Annotated in this window: 14 protein-coding genes and 1 pseudogene; 9 read left to right on the top strand and 6 right to left on the bottom strand. The window is 63.9% G+C overall.

Translation table 11 applies throughout. The features are described 5' to 3' along the window. Positions 1 to 137: 137 nt before the first annotated feature. The 4 genes from GUV69_RS05020 to GUV69_RS05005 all read left to right on the top strand — a co-directional run bounded on the left by GUV69_RS05020 (position 138) and on the right by GUV69_RS05005 (position 5,423). A complete protein-coding gene (locus tag GUV69_RS05020) occupies positions 138 to 1,229 on the top strand; it encodes an SDR family oxidoreductase (protein ID WP_164200301.1) in 1,092 nt (363 codons plus the stop codon). Between the two features lie 685 nt (positions 1,230 to 1,914). Then, positions 1,915 to 2,262: a hypothetical protein gene (locus GUV69_RS22935; RefSeq protein WP_208786583.1), complete on the top strand. Its 348-nt coding sequence runs from the start codon at positions 1,915 to 1,917 to the stop codon at positions 2,260 to 2,262. Positions 2,263 to 3,163: 901 nt separating this feature from the next. Beyond that, positions 3,164 to 3,763, top strand: coding sequence for an LURP-one-related family protein (locus GUV69_RS05010; RefSeq protein ID WP_164200299.1), 600 nt, complete (start codon positions 3,164 to 3,166; stop codon positions 3,761 to 3,763). 1,000 nt (positions 3,764 to 4,763) lie between these two features. Continuing rightward, the gene (locus GUV69_RS05005) at positions 4,764 to 5,423 is read left to right on the top strand and encodes a GAF and ANTAR domain-containing protein (protein ID WP_164200297.1); all 660 of its coding nucleotides are present in this window, start codon (positions 4,764 to 4,766) and stop codon (positions 5,421 to 5,423) included. A 264-nt stretch (positions 5,424 to 5,687) separates the two neighbouring features. On the opposite strand, the gene GUV69_RS05000 is transcribed toward GUV69_RS05005, so the two are convergent. Then, positions 5,688 to 7,904: a catalase gene (locus tag GUV69_RS05000; protein ID WP_164200295.1), complete on the bottom strand. Its 2,217-nt coding sequence runs from the start codon at positions 7,902 to 7,904 to the stop codon at positions 5,688 to 5,690. Positions 7,905 to 8,350: 446 nt separating this feature from the next. On the opposite strand from GUV69_RS05000, the pseudogene GUV69_RS23580 reads away from it, so the two are divergent. The 4 genes and pseudogenes from GUV69_RS23580 to GUV69_RS04980 all read left to right on the top strand — a co-directional run bounded on the left by GUV69_RS23580 (position 8,351) and on the right by GUV69_RS04980 (position 11,891). Next, positions 8,351 to 9,183: pseudogene (locus tag GUV69_RS23580) on the top strand (PRC and DUF2382 domain-containing protein). Between the two features lie 219 nt (positions 9,184 to 9,402). Beyond that, positions 9,403 to 9,702 (top strand): hypothetical protein, encoded by a 300-nt coding sequence (locus GUV69_RS04990; protein ID WP_164200293.1) that lies wholly within the window; start codon positions 9,403 to 9,405, stop codon positions 9,700 to 9,702. 947 nt (positions 9,703 to 10,649) lie between these two features. Continuing rightward, on the top strand, positions 10,650 to 11,159 hold the full coding sequence (locus GUV69_RS04985; RefSeq protein WP_164200291.1) for an integrase catalytic domain-containing protein: 510 nt from the start codon (positions 10,650 to 10,652) through the stop codon (positions 11,157 to 11,159). 183 nt (positions 11,160 to 11,342) lie between these two features. Further along, positions 11,343 to 11,891: an AMIN-like domain-containing (lipo)protein gene (locus tag GUV69_RS04980; RefSeq protein ID WP_164200289.1), complete on the top strand. Its 549-nt coding sequence runs from the start codon at positions 11,343 to 11,345 to the stop codon at positions 11,889 to 11,891. A 347-nt stretch (positions 11,892 to 12,238) separates the two neighbouring features. Here the strand turns inward: GUV69_RS04980 and GUV69_RS04975 are convergent, their stop codons facing one another. The 5 genes from GUV69_RS04975 to GUV69_RS04955 all read right to left on the bottom strand — a co-directional run bounded on the left by GUV69_RS04975 (position 12,239) and on the right by GUV69_RS04955 (position 18,176). Next, on the bottom strand, positions 12,239 to 14,677 hold the full coding sequence (locus tag GUV69_RS04975) for a hypothetical protein (RefSeq protein ID WP_164200287.1): 2,439 nt from the start codon (positions 14,675 to 14,677) through the stop codon (positions 12,239 to 12,241). A gap of 35 nt (positions 14,678 to 14,712) precedes the next feature. Continuing rightward, positions 14,713 to 15,414 (bottom strand): peptidoglycan-binding protein, encoded by a 702-nt coding sequence (locus GUV69_RS04970; RefSeq protein ID WP_164200284.1) that lies wholly within the window; start codon positions 15,412 to 15,414, stop codon positions 14,713 to 14,715. Positions 15,415 to 15,617: 203 nt separating this feature from the next. After that, positions 15,618 to 16,145, bottom strand: coding sequence for a universal stress protein (locus GUV69_RS04965; protein ID WP_164200282.1), 528 nt, complete (start codon positions 16,143 to 16,145; stop codon positions 15,618 to 15,620). Between the two features lie 253 nt (positions 16,146 to 16,398). After that, on the bottom strand, positions 16,399 to 16,926 hold the full coding sequence (locus GUV69_RS04960; protein WP_244292620.1) for a hypothetical protein: 528 nt from the start codon (positions 16,924 to 16,926) through the stop codon (positions 16,399 to 16,401). Continuing rightward, positions 16,923 to 18,176, bottom strand: a complete 1,254-nt coding sequence (locus tag GUV69_RS04955; RefSeq protein ID WP_164200280.1) for a serine/threonine-protein kinase — start codon at positions 18,174 to 18,176, stop codon at positions 16,923 to 16,925. Before GUV69_RS04955 ends, GUV69_RS04960 begins: the two co-directional genes overlap by 4 nt. 614 nt (positions 18,177 to 18,790) lie before the next feature. Here GUV69_RS04955 and GUV69_RS04950 point away from each other — a divergent pair. Beyond that, positions 18,791 to 19,471, top strand: coding sequence for a GAF domain-containing protein (locus GUV69_RS04950; protein ID WP_244292619.1), 681 nt, complete (start codon positions 18,791 to 18,793; stop codon positions 19,469 to 19,471). Positions 19,472 to 19,760: the final 289 nt, after the last annotated feature.

Below are 19,760 nucleotides of genomic sequence, written 5' to 3'. Positions count from 1 at the left end.
AGGAATATCTGCTCAGCGCGATGGCTTCTCGCTATGGGGCCGGCGTCGGCCTAACCGCAGCTGTGCCGGAGGGGTGCAGGCCCGCCAAGGTTTCGGGTCTGCCCATCGTGGCACGAGCACCTATCAAGAGGAGCACCATGACCATGGGCACAGCAACATCAGCAACAGCGCAGCGGACGGCTCTGGTAGTAGGCGCCACCGGCATCGCGGGCTCCGCCCTGGTTGAGACCCTGGCGGGGGAGGGGTGGGCCGTTCTTGCCCTGTCCCGCAATCCCGGGGCGGAGCGTCCCGGGGTGCGGTGGCTTTCCGCGGACCTGACCTCGGCTGAGTCGCTGACCGGCGTGCTCGAGCCGGAGAATCCGTCGCATGTCTTCTTCACGGCGTGGTCGCGGCGTGAGACCGAGGAGGAGAACATCGCCGTCAATGCCGGCATGCTGCGCGATCTCCTCGCAGCGCTTCGCGGCAAGGGCGTAGCCCACGTTGCCCTGATGACCGGTCTCAAGCATTACCTCGGACCCTTCGAAGCGTACGCGGCCGGTGAGATGGCCGACACGCCCTTTCACGAAGAGGAGCCGCGCCTGCCGGTGCGGAACTTTTACTATGCGCAGGAGGATGAACTCTGGGCCGCCGCGGCGGTCCAAGGGTTCACGTGGTCTGTGCACCGCGCGCATACGGTGATCGGGCATGCGGTGGGCAATGCCATGAACATGGGTCTCACGCTCGCCGCCCAGGCGACACTTTGCCGGGAGAGCGGGGAGCCTTTCGTCTTTCCGGGATCCGAGACGCAGTGGAACGGCCTGACCGACATGACGGAGGCCGGCCTGCTCGCCGAGCACATGCTTTGGGCGTCCACCACACCGAAGGCCGCTAACGAGGCCTTCAATATCGTCAATGGTGACGTGTTCCGCTGGCGCTGGATGTGGCCGAAGCTCGCGGCCTACTTCGGTGTGGAGTGGGGAGGGTACGTAGGGGAGCCCCGTCCCCTTGAGCGGTCCATGGCAGGGCGGGAAGGCCAGTGGAGGGAGCTTGCCGGGCGACATCACCTCAGCGAGCCGGACCTGGATCGCGTGGCGTCCTGGTGGCATACGGACAGTGACCTTGGGCGCGGCATTGAGGTAGTGACAGACATGGGCAAGAGCCGGGATGCCGGGTTCACCGGCTACCGGCGGACCCTGGACGCCTTCCTCGCACTCTTCGACCGATACCGGGCCGACAAACTCATTCCCTGATCGCCAAGCCGCCCCCGGCATGACAGTCTTACCGACCCCGGGCGCCGATGAAGATGGATAAGAGGCCGGGCGCCCGGACCCGCATCGCAGAGCTTCTTCGAATCCGCTCGTACTCACCAAGCCGATGCCGTCGGGCGGAGGAGGCCGACCGCTTGACGGAAACCAGTGCAGATTATGTCCCAACCTGCGGGTGAATTCGGTTGAACTTGGGGTGCGGGGTGAATTTGGCCGGGCCCCGTGGACGCCTGGAAACCTACGCGGGCTACAACATTCAAACACGGCACTTCTTCCGGCGCTCGGGTCCGCTATGCCAGGCGCGTACCGCTTGGGCAGGCGTTCAAATCATGCAATCTGGCGCCCTTACCAGCACATTCCGGAACGCCGATAACCGGCCCTCCGTCAACCTGCCTCGGCCGACCAGCCTATGCTTGCTGAGCGCTGGCCAGAGTGCGGTTCGGCAGCATGATTCATGCGGCCTGTATCGCGCGTCTACGCGCGTAGGCGCGTGCGGCGCGGACTCTGTCGCGGTGGAGGTCTTAATGACGCTGAAAGACACCAGCGACGGGTCGACGGAGACGCTGTAGAACGATTGGCAGGTGAACCCGATTGGTCCCCGGCAAGCGTGATGCCTGAGGCGCAACGGCCCGATGGCGCTGCGGAGGAGACCCTCATCAATGGTGTGGCTGTGACTGCTGGCGGTTGTTCTCACGCCGCAGGGTCCGTGAGCCGGGCGTCCAGCCCGTACTGGGCTGGGGCGCCGGAGCAGGGGGACAGCTTCGTCGACGAAGGTGTCGACACCGTCCTCGTAGACGTCGATGGACGCCCAGAAGCCGTCGCAGGCGCCTGCTTCGAACCGTTCCTGCATGTGGTCCGCGGTGACGGATGCCGGGCCGACCGGGGTGGGGTGGTAGTCGATGACCCCGTGGGCGAGGATGTCGCGGAGCGTCCATCCTTCGAGGGCGACTTCGAGTGCTTTGGGGGTAGCGGGGATCAAAGAAACTGGGTCGGGCTGCTGCTAGTTGGGCTGGCCTGAGTGGCTCATCGATCTGGCTTGCGTCGAGCGTCAGTCCCAGCATGGAGCCGAGATAGGGCACGAGGGCCGGGGCGGCTTTGCCCCCGAGGGCTACCCGGCGGTCCAGGGCCGCTCGTTTAGTGGCGGCGATGGCCGGCATGAATCCAGCGATGAAGTTCACCTCATCGACATTCCGTCCGGCCCTGCGCGCTGCGTCCCGGACGTCTTCACGCTGGGAGCGCGCGCTTCGTCAATGGTGAACACGGCGCCGATGACGGCGCTGGCGTACCGACTAGCGATCTCGAGGCCGTTCGCGCCTCCGCCGGCCGAGCAGACCACGGGTTGGCCTTGCTCCGAGGGCGGGATGGGCAGCGGTCCACGGGATGAGACAAATTCTCCCTGCAGGTTGATCGCCTCGATCTTTTCTGGATCGATGAACCGACCGTTCGTTATGTCCTTGATCCAGGCGTCTTGCTGCCAGCTGCCCCAGAGAGCCTGCGTGATCTGATGGCCTTGTGCGCCCGCTGTTAGCGCTGCGGCCGGGGCGCTGTCTCCTGCCCGAAGTTAGCGGCGGACCCGGGCTCGCTGGTCGTCACGGCGTTCCATCCGGCACGGCCGTGACTCATCGTCGGCCGAAACCGGGTAGCCCCTTTCCGTCCTGGCAGCCCTCCAAGCGCCGTGAACCTATACTTAGCTCTCACGACCGCTGATGAGGGTGACCAGGGTGCAGGTGGAGGAGCGGTGAGCACCACTGATCCGCCCAGACAGCCCCCTGGAACTCCACTGGTGTTGAAAGCAACGTCATGGTGGAAGGGCCAGCCCAGGCACAAGTACCAGTCCCTTCAACAGGGCCGGCCAAGGAAGAGAAGATAGCAACCGCCGGGCCTGACTGGTTCGGGACCGCTTAACCGTGAGGACGCACATGACCGCAGAACTGGCCCAAGGAATCGACCGTTTCACCGTCATACAGAAGCTCACCCTGATGGTGAACCGGTACGAAATACGTTCCGTGACAGGAGACGGGCAACCTGGGCACCTGCTCGCCGTCGCTCAGCAGAAGCGGGCGGCATTCAAGGAGCAGGTGACCTTCTACCAGGATGAGTCAAGGACCATACCGCTTTTTTCCTTCAAAGCTCGGCAACGCCTTGACCTCGCCGCGACATATGACGTGCTGGACGCCAATGAAGAACGGATCGGCAGCTTCCGGAAAGACTTTGGCAAGTCCCTGCTGCGATCGACCTGGTACCTCGAAACAGACGGGCTCAAGGCCACCGGAAGTGAACGCAGCCTCGGCGTCGCCATCGGCCGGCGCATCTGGGAAGCGACACCTGTGGGAGACGTGATCCCTTCGCCCTTCCGCTTCCACTTCGACTTTGTCGATCCGAACGGAGAAGTGCTCATGACATCAGAACGGGGACGATCCCTCCGCGACCGCTACCTCATCACCCTTCCGGGCGCCCGATTTGATGGCCGGGTTGCGGCGGCGATGGCCGTGGCACTGGATGCTCTCCAATCCCGCTAGAGCTGCCGAGGCAAGACACCCGCCTACTTCTATGGCGACTGCGACGGAACGGAGCCGGCTCTATTGCTGGACGTCGTCGTCGAGGTGGCGAAGGGTTTTCAAGCCGTAGCTTGGCCAGTACCTGGTTGACGTCGATGTTCAGTGCTTTGGTTGCCTGTCCAATAGGGAGGTAGCTGTGATAGCGGCGAGTCATATCTCACTCCCGGCGGGGCGTTGCTGCTTGAATTGGGTGACTGAAGCGGGTCGGTTCGGGGCTGTGAGTGCAGGGCAGGGACAAGGAAAAAGTGTTTCAGCTGCCCCTCATACGATGCGGTCCCGGGCCGAGTTGAGCGTCAACGCGGGGGAGTCTTCTTCCAGGTCCATGGCCCACGCGAGAACATCGAGTTCGACAGGGGAGGTTGCTGGAGCGCATTGGCTCTCCCGCCTTGACCCCAATATCTGAGCCCGAGACCTTCAACGCTCTTGCTGTGCAGGCGATGAGGCGTCGGGCTGCTTGCCGTGGACCATCCATCATTGCTACCTCATCGCTGGAGGTGGCTGGCCTGCCAAACTCGTCAGCGTACTTACTAACTTCCAAGGTGCAGGATGGAGACGTCCCGGCCAACGACTCCACAGGATTTCGTGCCGGACGTTCCCCCAACTGCAGGGATGCCGATAGCCGGGAGGTGATGTGGGCGGGGGAGTCCCTGTGATGAGGCTCATGGACTCCACGGGACACCCAAACCCATCATCCTGTCCGTCGTTTATCCGGACTCGACGAGCCAAATACAGGCTCGGTTGACTGGATGCCCGCCCCCAAGCCCATGCGGCGGTGAGGAGATGTGTCCAAGTGCGGGTACGCTGGGATGGAAGTCCGAGAGGCCGCCACCGTACAGCAGCGTGCATAAGGTGCCCACGGCGTTCCGTCAGTCGACGGAGCGAAGGCCTTGGGCCTTGCGGGAATCGAGGCCTCATGCCGCGTATCAAAAAACCACAGGCTGGCATAGTTCAGGATCCACTCTTGCAGAGCAAAGGCCTGCCGGACTTCCTCCTCGGGCTGACGCTGATGGCCGCGTCCCTGCTCGGCGGAGCTACGCCCCTGGACTGTTCCATTAGCGTGCAACGGGGCAACGTCCTCAGAGTTTTGGCCAGCAGCAACGAACGGGTGCGGCGGCTGGAAATGCTGCAGCACGAAGTGCGAGAAGGCCCCTGCCTGGTGGCCCTCGGCGGGCAAAGCCACTTGTTCGTCCCCGATCTTCAGGAGAAGGGCGGCTTGGTCTGCTTAGCCGACGCTGTCCGCCGTGAGGGATTCCGGTCGATGCTGGCCGCCCCGATCGAGGCCGGTATCCCGGTCAAGGCTGCCCTCAGTTGCTACTCCGCCTCTCCCTCCGCCTTTGAGCCACCCATTATTGAGGCAGTGCAGGAGCTTGCCCGTTCCATGTCACACACTGTTCAGATCGCCCTGGGCAAACCTCGGCGCGACGTGGGGTCCGAAAAGTGGAGTGCAGCGCTGAAATCCCGTGCTGTGGTTGACAGCGCGGTCGCCCTCATCATCAGCCAGGACGGGTGCAGCCGGGCCGAAGCCATCATGGTCCTCCAGCGGGGAGCCCGCACGAGTGGCCGGCCGCTTCTTGAGGAGGCCGGCAAGGTCATCTACGGAAAGTTTCCCGACAACACCTAATGCCCTGCCACTGGTGTAGAAGTCCAGAAACCCGGGCCTCGATGGAGCTTCACCCGCTACCTGGCCAATTTCTGATCGCCACGTCATACAGATGCCGGCGGCAGGCTTCCACCGGGGACGCAGCTGCGGGCGAGGGCGGCTTCGGTAGGAGCAAAACCTAGCGGCAAAAGCCTCTGGGTACCGGCGCCGGAGGCAAGGAAGGAAGCGCCGGTCCGGGTACGACGCCGGCGCTTCCTTCCGATGGTTAACTCGCCATGGTTGGGTCTAGGCTGGGGCGGCCGGGAACCGTTCCCATACCCGGTGGGCTGCCAAGAGTCCGGTCAATGCCGTTACCAGGGCTTCAGCATCTTCCTCGGAGACGATCCCGGGGGCATCTTGGGGTATTCCTGCCGCCGTTAGAGCCGCTGAGCCAGCGTGCAATGAGCCAATGGCTTTGGCGTGCCGGAACGCCTCAGTCAGTAGCAGAACTGCCCGCGGGTCGGAGGCGCCCGCGGGAGCGCCGGACTTGGCGTCGAGCCCCGGTGCGGCATCGGGAGCCGGAGCGGCAGCCGCTGAAACGATGACGGCGTCGAACTCGGTGGAGCGCGCGGTCAGGTACGTCCGTTGCACGGGGACCCCGCCGTTGTCCTCTTCTCCCAGGAAGCCGCCCGAGGGAGCAATGACCAGCGGGACGATGCCCTCGGCGTCCAAGGCTTTTCGTACCTTATTCACGGCAGCAAGGTCGCTGTCCTGATCGGCGAGAATTCCTACCACGCGGCCGGCAACGGGCCAGGTCTTGCCCACCTGGGACAGGGCCGGGCTGGGGTCGGACGCCGTTACCTGTTCTGTCGCCGCCGGGACGGGCAGGCCCAGGCCCTTAGCTACTGCGGCGCACAGGCCGGCGTCCACGTTGGCCAGGGCTGCGAGCTGCCGTTCCCGGATGGATTTCTCGTAGCACTTGCCCAGCTCGAACGTGTAGGCCTGAATCACGTGGTCCTGTTCAACCGGGCTGAGGCTGCGGAAAAAGAGGCCTACCTGGCTGTAGTGGTCATCAAAGGAAGCCGGGTTCTTCCGCTCCTTGATGGAGGCTACCAATTCCTCCGGCACGTCAATAAACGCGCCGACATCCTGCCCGGCCAGGAATGGGCAGCCGCCGTCGAGCGAGTTGGGATGGTAAGGAGCAACACCCCCATGGACCGCCTGCTGGTGCATCCCGTCCCGCAGCATGTCGTTCACTGGCGCCTGCGGGCGGTTGATGGGGATCTGGCCGAAGTTGGGCCCGCCCAGCCGGGAAATCTGGGTGTCCAGGTATGAGAACAGGCGTACCTGCAGCAGGGGATCATTGGTGACGTCGATCCCGGGAACCAGGTGACCGGGGTGGAACGCTACCTGTTCGGTTTCGGCGAAGAAGTTTGTGGGGTTGGCGTTAAGGGTCATGACGCCGATGGGCTGGACCGGAGCGAGTTCCTCCGGCACGAACTTGGTGGGGTCCAGCAGGTCGATGCCTTCAAACATCTGGTCGTCGGTGTCCGGGAACGTCTGGACTCCGAGCTCCCACTCCGGGTAGGCGCCGGCTTCGATGGCGTCGGCCAGGTCGCGGCGGTGGAAGTCCGGGTCCATGCCGTTGATGATCTGCGCTTCCTCCCACACCAGCGAGTGGACACCCTGCTTTGGCTTCCAGTGGAACTTCACCAAGGTAGTGCGGCCTTCGGCGTTGACGAACCGGAAGGTGTGGACGCCGAAGCCCTCCATGGTCCGGTACGAACGCGGGATGCCCCTGTCAGACATGTTCCACATGGTGTGCGCCTGGGCCTCGGTGTGCAGGGACACGAAGTCCCAGAAGGTGTCGTGAGCGCTCTGTGCCTGAGGGATCTCACGGTCCGGGTGCGGTTTGGCGGCGTGGACGATGTCCGGGAACTTGATGCCGTCCTGGATGAAGAAGACCGGGATGTTGTTGCCCACCAGGTCGTAGGTGCCTTCGTCGGTGTAGAACTTGGTGGAGAACCCGCGGGTGTCGCGGACGGTGTCGGCAGAGCCCCGGGAGCCCAGCACGGTGGAAAATCGGACGAAGACGGGCGTCTCAACGTCTTTGGCCAGGAAGCCTGCGCGGGTGATGTTGGCTGCAGTGCCGTAGGAGCGGAAGACGCCGTGGGCTCCCGCGCCGCGGGCATGGACCACACGCTCGGGAATGCGTTCGTGGTCAAAGTGTGTGATCTTTTCCCGGAGGTGGTGGTCCTGCAGCAGGATGGGGCCGCGGGAGCCGGCCTTCAGGGAGTGGTCGGTGTCCCGAAGGCGCAGCCCTTGGGTGGTGGTCAGGTACTGGCCTGACTGGGCGCGTGCCGTGGCCGGAGCCCCTGTCGGGCTTCCAGTGGGCGAGACCGCTTCAGGTCCTTGCTGATCCGGCTTGGGCGGCAGGGGCTCCCGCGGAGCTGTGGGCTCTGCCAGGCTGGCAGGCTCGCTTGCGGGGACACCGGGGATCTGGATGTTGCTGTCTTCTGGCACGAATTCTTCTCCTCAAGATCGGAAAGCCCAGCAGTCCTCCGCGAAAACCGGGATACTAAGCGTGCTTAGTACCATAGGCAACGTTTTCCAATGGCACAACTTCCACCCAATGCGTTCACATCCTGACCACTCCGAATATTCTGCGCGGACGGCCGAGAATGAGGGGCTTCACTGGGCCATTCGGCCCTGCCTTCCTGCCTGAATATCCCGCCGTGACCAGGTACAGGCGGGCGAGGCCTGACCCTCCTGGCGGCCCAGAGGCGGGCCCAGGAACTCGCTAATACTAAGAAGCCTTGCTTTGAATGCTAAGCATGCTTATCGTATTAGGGCAGTTGCAGCGGAACCTCAAGCAGTGGGGAATGCCACCTGCCGAGGCTGATGGATCGCCGTCGGACGGGTGGATCTACCGCAAGCCCAGTGCGAAGAAACCATCCAAGGGAGAACTCATGCTCACGAGGGAAAACATCGAAAGCCTGCTCAACAAGGGCGGAAACGTCATTGGAGCCGATGGCGAGAAAATCGGCTCGGCCGGCCAGCTCTACGCCGACGACGACACCGGCGAGCCCACGTGGGCCACAGTCAAGACGGGACTGTTTGGCACGTCCCAGGCCTTCGTTCCGGTTGAGGGTGCCCGGGCAGAAGGTGATGATCTGGTTGTCCCGTATACAAAGGACCATGTCAAGGACGCCCCGCGCGTGGAGACGGACGGTCATCTTGAGCCGGCCGAGGAGGACCGTCTTTACGCCCACTACGAAAGGGGTGCAAGCACTGACTCCGAAACACACTCGACGCTGACAGGGATGTTGATGCTGACAGGGACGTCCGCCATGCCAGCGAAGCGGATCTGAACGCCGGCACAGGGAACGAGGGCGCGGTCGGTCATGACACGTCGGGTCCCACAACGGATGACGCCATGACCCGGTCGGAAGAACGCGTGAACGTGGGCACGGAGCGCCAGGCCACCGGCCGCGTCCGGCTCCGCAAGTACGTCGTCACGGAAAACGTGACGCAAACCGTTCCGGTGGAGCGGGAGGAAGTCCGACTGGAGCGCGAGCCCATCACGGATGCCAACCGCAGCGCCGCACTGTCGGGCCCGGATATCAGCGAGGAGGAGCACGAAGTGATCCTGCACGAGGAGCGTCCCGTGGTCGACAAGGAAACGGTGCCGGTCGAGCGGGTCCGCCTGAACAAGGAAACCGTCACGGACGACGTCACCATCGATGAAGAAGTCCGCAAGGAACGCATCGAAAGCGACGGCGTCGACGAAACCCGCCGCTAGCCGGGCATTACGGCCCGCCGCCATACCGCTGCACAAAATGATGCGAACGACGCCGGGAGCCGCCTCCAGCGGCCCCGGCCTCTTCGTGTGTCACAACGCGCCCGAACCAGCTGCTGGCAGGCATTCGAACCACGAAGCCGGAACGGCTGCAGAGACATTGGGAAGAGCCACGCTGTACTTTCCAAACCCAGCGACCTACGCGAGATGAAATGATTCCTTATGGCGTTCTTCCTCGAATATGTGGCACTGAACAACATCATCGGCCGTGCGGCGGTCCAGGCCACCACCGCCGATGAAGCGCTCCGCAGAGCCGCCCAAGCCCTTCTCGGAATGGACTGCGAAACGGCCGTTCTCCGGTACGCCGTCGAACGGAGGGGTACGCGCGGCGAAGGCGCCGCTATCGCTCGCTACACGCGAGCACGCGGATGGGAAAACGCCGAAACGTCACCTTGGTTCTCCTCGGACCAACGCCGATCAACGATGCGCTCTGCGGCAGAACCGATAGTGGGCCTTCCGTAGATCAACGTTAGTTGAAGCCGACCGAACGCTCTTGGCGGCAAGGGCTAGCGGAGTACGCAGTAACGGATATAGGTCTGAAAGGCGCCACCATTACTCCAGGCGGCCGCGCTGACCGTCTTCTTGACCTTGTCAACGATGCCGGAGGCATTCGACAGGATGGTGCTGGAGAGGCCGGCACTGTCAACAAACTCCTCGGCCGAGGAAACAAGGTAGTCGGCATTCTCGATCGCCGCGGTGAGTTCGGCATACGGCCTAGCCTAGAAACGGCTAGAGGTGATTCCGGCCTCAGGACCTTCTCAGCCGCCTCATCAAGCATCGCCCGGAAAGTCGGGCCGGGATCGCGGATGATGGACCCCGTCACCAGGACGACGGAGTCCTCGGTGATCAGCGCCGAATATCGTTCGGCAAGCCCAAGCATGTCAGCAATTTCTTTGGCGATATCGGACCGTTGGGCACCGAGGTCCCGCGCGGCCTGCTGCTCGGGAGTCGGAGTTGTCCCATTGGATACGTCTTTTAGGTAGTCGTCTATCTTGGTTGATGCGGCCCTGAGCTCCTCGGGCGTGGCGGCCTTGCCACTACTTTGCCAGCGTCGTCAGTCGCGCCGCGCATGCCTTGAATGAGTTCCTGCAGCGGTGCGCATGAGGCGCCCGAAACCAGAAAGAAAGCAAGGGCGAGCACGAGGAAGCGAACCGGCCGCTGAGGCTTCTTCATCGGGACCTCTCTTCAAAGCCCAGCTGTTGCTTTCGTGTCTACGCAGAGAGGGCGCGCCTGTCCACGAAAGAGCGCCCGTTGTTCCGCTTACGCCGTGGCGGGTGAAGATCCGCTGGCAGCCCGCGGTATGCAGCGCTGCACGCTGCAGATCCGCTTTCTAATCCATGGTGCTGACCATGGCATAACCGAACTCCCATGCCACCCACCTTGCTTGGGACGACGCGGCGCAGGGTTTCGTGGAGATCGACCTCGACGGCCACGAAGGTGGCACCAGCCAGGGCGAGTTCTGCTTCACGCTCACCGGCACCGACGTCGCAACGGGCTGGACGGTGAACCGGTCCGTGCGCAACAAAGCCCAGAAGCGGGTCTTCGAAGCGATCCAACACGCAACCAGGGTGTTCCCCATTCCCATCATCGCCATAAATTCCGATAAAGGCAGCGAGTTCATCAACAACGAGCTCCACCGGTACTGCCAGGAACACCAGATCACCTTCACCCGGTCCCGGCTCGGCAAGAACGACGCCGCGCCCGTGGACCGTCCGGATCCATGGATGAGACGCGGAAACCCTGTGTCGCGGTCCTGCCAAGGGCGAGTTCGCGGACAGTGCGATCAGGATCGGAATCCAGATCCTGATCCGGGCCAGGGTCGGCGAGCTATTCCACCGGGGCTACGCTCGCGCCGTCTCTCTCTCGGACGTCTCTTCTGCGTGCCCCGTCACTCGGTCAGCCGGCGTTATCGTGAATAACGGCAGTGTGCATCATGGGTCAAAATAGCCTCTCAGCAGCCCCAAACGGACCCGCAAAATTAAGCCTCCGTGATCGGAAAACCACGTGTCTAACGGTTGCGCGCCGAAGCTGCAACAAGCCTGTCGGAGGGAGTTTCGTACTCCTACGCTGGAGTTACCAAATCATTCGAAGGGTGGCCCACAATGAGGAAGTTTCATACGTGGCTGACAGTCATATTGATGGCTGTCGGATTGGGTTTCCTGGCCCCAGGGCCTGCCTCGGCAACCACATCCTATTGCGGACTCGTGTGGGGTTCGATGGCTAAATCTGACCCCACCATGAACGCCGCACCCGTCACCAATATCAGGACGGGGCAGCACTACTGTTTCGATCGGATGGTGGTTGACCTCAGCGGCGTGCCTAACGGTTACAACGTCAGGTACGTTCCGGAGGTCACCGAGGACGGTTCGGGTGCTCCGGTCCCGCTGCGGGGCAATGCCTTCCTGCAGGTGACTGTGAACGCTCCGTCGTACGACGCCGATGGGAACGCTACGTACAGCCCGGCAAACCCGGACGAGCTGACTAACGTTTCGGGATACCAGACGTTCCGTCAGCTGGCATGGGCGGGCAGCTTTGAAGGCACCACAAACGTCGGACTGGGCGTCCGCGGCAGGCTTCCGTTCCGGGTATTCACCCTGGACGGACCCGGCTCCGGATCGCGCATGGTGGTGGATGTAGCGCACTTCTGGTGAGTTGCGGCCAGACGGCAGACAGACGGCGGGACGAGTCGAGAAGCCCAATGTGAGAGGTGCCTTGCCCCAGAAAATTCCGGGACAAGGCACCTCCACACGTGTTCCGGGACCCTCATTGAAATCAGCGCCAGTCGCTACCCGTCGAGGCGCTACCGGCAGTACACGCTCGCGTTACATCACATGCCACGGACGCGGTGAACGCCTGTTGTCCTGTAAAAGCTCACACTTGGCGACCCCAAACATGGAGTAAGGCTGTGCCCAGCGTGTCCGGGCGCACCGCCGCAGTCAGCTCCAGCCCGCTATGTGTCAAAGTCAGGGTTCTCGGGGCGGATGCCCAGGAAGTGACTTCAGCTTCCAGTTGTGGTCGGGGCGGGCGATGGGAGGCCCGGGGGTGTCGTGGCCGGGGCGGTTTCAGTGGTGGCCGGGACTTCTTCTGTGGAGCTGCTGTCCGGTGGACTGCCGCCGGTGGTGGGCTCCGCTGCTGGCGTTCCCGTCGGCACGGAACCGGAACCGGGGGCGGTGGTGCGTGGGGAGGGGGGCTGGCTCGAGCCCGGTGTTGGGCCGGGCGCCGGGGCGGTTGTTGTGGTGGGCGTTTGGGACGTGCCGGCGCCTTTGGTGGCGCTCGGATCGCTTTGGATCAGCTGCTTGACCTGGTCTTTGAAGGTGTTGAGGCGTTCCTGGATGTCGGACAGCGGGATGTTCTGCAGGTTCCGCCCGAACTCGGCAATCTCGGCCCAAAGCGCGTCGAGCCTGGCGGTGCTGTCCTCGCTCAGCGGTCCGTCCAGGGTAAGGACCAGTTGCGTGGCCAGTGCGTAGGTCAGGCAGCGGAGGCAGTTGTAGTTGGCGGCGGCAGAGAGATTTTCCGGCACAATCACGTCGGCCTGGCCCACGATGAGCACCACCTGGAAGCCGACGGCCACGGCGGCGCAGTCGGCGCAGCTGGCGAAGGCGTAGGCCTCGTTGGTCGTGTCCACGGGTGTGCCGTCTTCGGCCCACACGAGTGCGAAGGCCACGTCGTAGGCCACGGAGCCGTCCGTTGTGTTCACCGCGAGGGCCTGGTTGCCGTCTTCGGATGGGGGAGTGGGCTGGTTGAACGGAAATACCCATGACGGAGCAGTGGCTGAACCGGCCGTGGTGTCCCTCTCTGCACCCACGTCGGCAGGACTGGTGTGGGGTACGAGGACCATGCTGAGCTGCGGGTTTTCCCGGGTCGGCTTCACCGCTCCTGCCGGCCAGAGCGCCACCGTGTTCCCGGTTCCGCCTTCCTGCAGCGCAGTGTACGGCGCCGCCGGAAACAGGGCTGTGGTGGCGTCGGTCAGGGTGCCGCGTTCGTACGGCTGGACCGGCCGGTAGGTGTCCGGGCTCGGCCACCACGCCCAGGCCAGTCCTGCGGTCACCGCGGCGACCGCGGCCATCGCCGCGGCCCGCTGCAAGGTCTTGCCGCGGGTGCGCTGCCAGAGTCCGGCGGTCAACTGCCGAACCAGCCGGATCAGGACGTAGCCAATGCCGACGATAGGAAGGGCGACGGCGGCGATCGCCAGGGCGCGCACCGCGGCTCCGGCGATGTCCCCGGCAGAGAGGGCCTGGGACAACCCGGACTGCTGCGCCAGGACACTGGCCCATGCGGTGCCCAGGAGCCGAGGCAGCGAAAGCACCATCATGACCAGGCTGAGGGCCAGCAGCGGCACGGTGATGAGCACCCAGGCGGTGACTACGGCCCGCGCCCAGGGTTTGAGGACGTTAGCCGCGGGGTCCGTCCGGCGCCACGGCGCCAGCCCCAGCAGGGTCGGCTTGATGCGTTGGAAGAGGTCCGGGACGCCGGTGGCGTCGGCCAGGATGTGGTATCCGTCGAACCGGACCAGTGGGAGCAGTTGCCGGATCATCTGCAGGATTTGGGTGACCACCACCAACAACAGGGCGTCAAAGCCGGTGGCCCACCAGAGGCCCATAATGGCAACGGCCACGATGGCGTTGAAATACAGCCCGCCCAGGTCGGTGCGGAGGCGCCCGCCCCGGCCCAGTCGGTAGGAATCGGTGACGTCGGTGAAGAACGCGGGCCAGATCAGGTACAGGCCGGCACCCATGGCGCCCGGTGTTGCGCCACCACGGCGCGCGGCCGCGGCGTGGCCGAACTCGTGAAAGCCCGCGGACAGAATGGTCACGGCCAGGACCAGCAGGACGAGCCCCGGCTTAGCGAACGCATCATGTGTTGCGGAGGCGAGCCCCTTGACCATAAGGACCCACCAGCATGCGGCCATGAACGCCGTGCACACGACCACCACGATCAGCGGATTGAAAAGCACCGCGAACGGGGCCGTGAGCCGGCGGGTACGCTCCGGATCGGTCACGATGTAGCGGAAGCGCATCCCGAGCAGCGGGTCCGCTTTCCTCACCTCGGGCTGTGAACCGTCGGCCAGCCGGAGCAGGCCCAGCGGCAGCAACTGGGAGGCCACCAGCGTGCGGACGTTGTCCTCGCTGACCAGCTTCCCGAAGCGGGCACTGACATGGTCCGCGATCTGACCGGTGGTCCGATGGCCGTCGACGGCCTCCAGCACCAGATACAGCAGGCGTGTCAGAGCGATGGCCTGGCCGTCAGCCCTGCGGACCAGTGAAGGGGGCTCGCGGTAGCCCGAGCCCTTCGTCTCACCGATCAGCTCCACGCCATTGGCCTGCACCGGAATCTCAGGCAGGCGTGCATCGGGCGAAGTGAGGGTGCCGGGTCCGGCGGACGCGTTAGAGACCGGCGGACCGTCCATCCGGGACGGCCCGCCGTGCACAGTGCTCATTAAAGGCTGCTCATGTGGGAAGTGGTGTCCGGACTTTACTGCCGCAGATCGGACTGCTGGTCAGCGGAGGCGGTGGCCTCGCCGTCCATGTTCTGGCTGATGATGGCGTCCTGCTGGGCGACCGCGAACGCATCGCTGTCGATGGAGCCGATGTTCGCCGCGACGGCGGCGTCGATCGGTGCTGCGACGTTGGCGTTCGCCGCGACAGCACCGTTGATCGGGGCGGCAATGTCCGCTTGGGCGGCAAGATCGACATTGACGTTCAGGAGGTCCCCGTCCAGTGCCGCGGACGGATCCACCGGCAAGGCGCCGACATCTGTAGCTCCATCATCTGGAAGGAGCCCGCCGTCCGGGCTACCGACAGCCCCGGTGCCGCTGTCCACGGTTCCGGCCTCACCGCCAGCTGTATCCGTGCCCTGATCGATGACGCTGTCCTGCGTGGAGTCAGCCGTTGCATCGGCGGTGATGCCCTGGTCGATGATCACTCCCTGATCGGCAAGGGCCTGGGCCTCGGACCCGTAGGACAGGATGTTCGCCGAGGCAGCCGCATCGATCGGGGCTGCGACGTTGGCGTTGGCCGCGACCGCCAGGTCGATAGGTGCCGCGGCGTTAATGCCGAGGTCCAGATCGGCGTTCAGGTCCAGCACGGAGGCCACTTCCTTGTCAGGCAGCGCTGTGCCGCCCTGTGCCAGCAGTTCTTCATCGGTCAGCGGGTTCAAACCCTGTTCAGTGCTCATGCGAACTCCAGTTCCGGCACGGTCGCCACTGCCCCCAGTGAGCAGCTCCTACACCGATGTGCCTAACGCCAGTCAATAGTAAGCATGATGATCACTTTTAGGTATCCAGTGCGAACGCAAAGGCTGACTTCATGCTTTGACGTCGACGTTCCTACCAGTCCGGTCAATGGTGAACGCAAAGTGACGGTTTTCAGTCAGGGAAGCTACCCGGGCTGGTTTTGCCTTGGGAGCGGGACAACCAGAACCGGCCGGTGCTGGAGGTGTGTGAGGTCGACGGCGACGGAGCCGACGAGCAGCTGCTCCAGCCGGATTCCGAGAGCGAGTCCGCGGGTACCCACGACGATGACGGAGGCGTCGGCGGATTCGGCGAATTGGCCCAGGGCCCTGGCTGGATCGCCGGAGAGCGTCCGGAATGACCATCGGATTCCGGTGCCGTTCAAGGTGTTCCCGAGGTGTTCCTGGATGCCGGCACTGGTGGCTTCAGCGTCGTCGACCGGCCCGTCGTCCAGCTCCTCAGCGAGGTAACTCGTGATGTCCACGTACACGCAGATCAGCTTGACGTTCAGCGTGTACGCAAGGTCCGCGGCCCGGTGCACGACTGCAGGTGGCTGCCCGGGTACGACAGCTGCCAGAACGGGTCCAGTGACCCGCCGCGGGACAAAGGCCGCAGTCTTTGCTTCCGGCAGCGTTTCCCTGGCGGGGTTATTCAGGGGTTCTCCATCAGTAGACATGCATTCACTCATTACTCTTCGTCTGGGGTCGATCCGGGGGCCTGGGCATTGTCTGGTCGCCCTCCGATATGAGCCGGCTTTGGCGTGACGGCATTGCTACGCCACATTGACTTCGCGGTCAACCAGGCCGCCGTCCTGGCGCCAGGACTCGCCGGGTGGACGCCTACGGAGGAAGCCGCACCAGCAGCCGCACGGAACAGGGCTCTGTCATAATCTGAAGCAACTGACCCGCCGGCACCACGCCTGCTCCCTGTTAGTCTTTCCTGTTCTTGCCCTTGCCCTCGTTGCCTTTCCCGTGATCCGGTGCCGGGGCCGGTGCGGGGGCGAGGTTAACCGGTGCCGTGTTTTCCTGGGCAGCTTTCGCTGCCGCTTCAGCGTCAGCTTGGGCTTTCGCTGCCTCTGCGGCTGCAGCTTCCTCGGCGGCGGACGCCTCCTCTGCTGCTTTGGCGGCTTCAGCGGCTGCATTAATTACCGTCGTGAGATCGGCCCTGACGGCGGCCGCGTTGGTCATGATGCGGCGGCGCCGGTCTTCGGAGATATGACCGCTGTCGGCTGCGGATGCCACCTCAGCTTCCAGTGCGTCCAGGCCCGTGAGCGCTGCCGCGTGATCATTGGCGGCCGCGGCTTTACTGACACCGAGCACGTGTTCCTGAAATTGGTGGGCGGTGTCGCGTTGCAGGCCGGTATCGTCGGGGCCGCAGCCGGTGAGTGCGCCCGCCAGCACCAGGGCGATAACCATGCAGGCTCCGGTGCGCTGACTTAGGGAGGGGAACATGGTCATGGTGCCACGCTCTTCTGCAGTTCCTGGAGGTGGTCACCGAGCGTGCCGGTCACTGCCGGGTAGGTCGTGGTCTCGGCTGTGGATGGTGGGGCCTGGCTTGCCGTGAGTACGGCTGCCCCGCCTGCCAGGGCAAGAAGGAGCAGCGTGAGTGCGGGCAACCGGAGGTTCTGTCGCAGACGGGACGGCATGCGGCGGTGTGGTTCCCGGATGATCCTTGGATGAGGTGCGTAAGACCCCGGCGGCTGAGGGGCGTTGGTAAAATCGTTGCTGTTGGAGTCGTCGTTGGTTGGACTGGCCGGCACTTCGCCGACTGGCAGGTCTGGGGGAACGGACGGCGCCCTGAACGGCCTGCCCGGCAGCACACGCGTGGTTTCCGGGGCCAGGCCCCCGGGAGTGGATGCGGGTGAGACAAGGGCCTGCCGCAGCGCCGTTTCGATGTCCACCGCGGTGGGGCGTTCCCCCGGTTCCATGGAGGTCATCGAGCGGATCAGGTCGGCCCACCCGGCCGGAAGATCCGGGGGAATGGTCGGGGCGCGGTGCAATCTGGCCACGGCGGATTCGACGGCGCTGCCGGGGTACTCCATTTCCTGTTTGATGCATTCGAGCAGGACGAGTCCGAGTGAGTAGATGTCTGTGGCGGGGCTGAGGGGTGAACCCATGGCCTGTTCGGGGCTGAGGTAGGCGGCGGTGCCGACCATTGCCCCCGTAGCAGTGAGCCGGGTTGAATCGGCGATCCGTGCGATGCCGAAATCGGTGACCTTTGCCCGCAGTGGCTCCCCGGGGCGGATCTGCACCAGGAGGATGTTGCCGGGCTTGATATCACGGTGGATGATGCCCAGGCCGTGCACATAAGCCAGTGCGTCGGCGATCCCTGCTCCCAGGACGGCGAGTTCGTCCAAGGGGACTGCGCTGTGTCTGATCCGGCTGCGCAGGTCCTGGCCCTCGACCAGTTCCATCGTCAGAAACGGCCGGGGCTCATCCGGGACGCGGGTGTCGATGCCGGCATCCAACAGGGTCACCAGGCTGGGATGATTCAGGGTTGCCAGCAGCATGATCTCCGCTTCCTGACGTTTGAGCGCATCCGCGTCGGGGGCCTGCGGCACGAAGAGCTTCAATGCCACGTCCCGGCCGAGATTCTCATCCTGTGCCCGGTAGACGGACGACATCGCACCGCGGCCGACCACCTCGGCCAGCCGGTAGCGATCGCCGACCACGTCAGTACTGATGGAGCCCGGCGATTCCGCCACCATACCCTTTTCCTTCCAGTGCGTTGCGGCGCTGTTTCTCTCAAGTCATAAGGCTACTTACTATACAACGGCTCCCGGTGCGCCATCCCTTCCCCGCACTCCGGGCAGAGGACCCGGAGGGAGCGGGAGAATCGTTATGCCTCGAGGAGTCGGTTGCGTGGAATCGGATACCGCCGCCGGGATGCGGAAAAGGCTGGGCCAGCACCAATTCGAAGCCGACAGCGGGCCGGGCGGGGGAGTACCTAAACCTGGGGATTCAAGCCGCGGACCGAATGGGACCGGCAGTCGGGGGTCCGCATCTGCCGGGCTCTTCACCCCGGGCCAGCAACCCCGGTCCCACGGGCCGGCACCCTGACCGCCCGGTCTGTTTCTGTTCCCGTCAGGCCTATTCATGGCCAGAACCTTCCGTCTCAATCCTCCGCTCTACGATGATGGAACTCCTTCGTTTCCGGTAGGGATCGGCGAATGTACGCTGGAAGGGAAGCGTTTGGTAGTGGGCGTCTTCGCACCGCAGATCCACGGGCGGTTGAAGGACCTTGTTGTGACTTGAAATGAATGCTTCCCCCATCCCCGCAGTGCTTCAGAACGGTGTGGCTTCCCGGCTTCAGGACTTGGTTTTGGAAACGTCAGATGCTGAGGAATTCTTCGAGGACCTCGCTGTCTTCTCCGCCTCGCTCCTTGCCCCGCCTGGCTCGCAGGTTTACTGCAACATCATTGTCGTGCGCCATAAAAAGCCCGTGACGGTTGCGAGCAACAGCCCGTGGGTTAGGAAGATGGATGAACTGCAGTACGCCTTTGGCGACGGACCGTGCCTGTCGGCCATGCGGACCGGGGCCACCATGCACGTCCCCGACGTTGCACAAGAACCTCGCTGGCCCGAGTATGCCCGAGCTGTCATCACGCATGGAGTCCGTTCAATTCTAAGTGTCCCCCTTCCACTGGAGGGAGAATCCTCTGCGGCCTTGAACGTCTACTCCTCACGCGCGCACGGGTTCAGCGGCGAGGACCTCTCGCGGGCCGAGCTGTTCGGTGAGCAGTCAGCCAAGATACTTAGGCTGGAGTTGCGCCTGGCACAGCTTCAGGATGCGAAGAATAACCTGGACGCGGCGATGAAGAGTCGAACCGCGATAGACATCGCCGTCGGCATCATCATGGGCTCAGAACCGATGCAGCCAGGAATCGGCGGTGTCCATCCTGAGAAAAGCTTCCGGCTCCCGCCACATCAAATTGCGGGACCTAGCCGCGGGATCATCGAATCCATTTACCCCGGCACCCATTTACGCACGCACTTCGTCTAATAGTCGGACAGGTCCCGCGGAGGGGTGCCCGTCGTCCGCGCGGGATTGGCGGAAGGGAACAATGGTTTGCATTGACCGGCGAATAAACCCGTATAAGTCAGGGTCAGTATGGGCGTGGGTGAATGCCGAGGGTGTGAGATTCAGATTTCTCTGCACCGTGCCCCAGTCGAACCACGCCGTGGTGCGGCTAAGGGACACGGATCCGCGGTGGGGAAACAAAGGCCCGCCCATGGGGGACAGGCGGGCCTTCGCACCTAAACGCTACAGCGCTCTTATATAGCTATCGAGT

This window comes from [Micrococcus luteus] ATCC 49442 (genome assembly GCF_010367585.1).
In the GTDB taxonomy this organism is placed as follows: domain Bacteria; phylum Actinomycetota; class Actinomycetes; order Actinomycetales; family Micrococcaceae; genus Arthrobacter; species Arthrobacter luteus_A.
This window is presented reverse-complemented; position numbering and strand designations above follow the sequence as displayed.

What these genes read in the sequence shown, in the direction of transcription:
- GUV69_RS05010 (WP_164200299.1), top strand. Translation starts at nt 3,164, where the DNA reads ATGACCGCAGAACTGGCCCAAGGAATCGACCGTTTCACCGTCATACAG.
- GUV69_RS04980 (WP_164200289.1), top strand. Translation starts at nt 11,343, where the DNA reads ATGAGGAAGTTTCATACGTGGCTGACAGTCATATTGATGGCTGTCGGA.
- GUV69_RS04990 (WP_164200293.1), top strand. Translation starts at nt 9,403, where the DNA reads ATGGCGTTCTTCCTCGAATATGTGGCACTGAACAACATCATCGGCCGT.
- GUV69_RS05020 (WP_164200301.1), top strand. Translation starts at nt 138, where the DNA reads ATGACCATGGGCACAGCAACATCAGCAACAGCGCAGCGGACGGCTCTG.
- GUV69_RS04960 (WP_244292620.1), bottom strand. Translation starts at nt 16,926, where the DNA reads ATGACCATGTTCCCCTCCCTAAGTCAGCGCACCGGAGCCTGCATGGTT.
- GUV69_RS04955 (WP_164200280.1), bottom strand. Translation starts at nt 18,176, where the DNA reads ATGGTGGCGGAATCGCCGGGCTCCATCAGTACTGACGTGGTCGGCGAT.
- GUV69_RS04975 (WP_164200287.1), bottom strand. Translation starts at nt 14,677, where the DNA reads ATGAGCACTGTGCACGGCGGGCCGTCCCGGATGGACGGTCCGCCGGTC.
- GUV69_RS04970 (WP_164200284.1), bottom strand. Translation starts at nt 15,414, where the DNA reads ATGAGCACTGAACAGGGTTTGAACCCGCTGACCGATGAAGAACTGCTG.
- GUV69_RS04965 (WP_164200282.1), bottom strand. Translation starts at nt 16,145, where the DNA reads ATGTCTACTGATGGAGAACCCCTGAATAACCCCGCCAGGGAAACGCTG.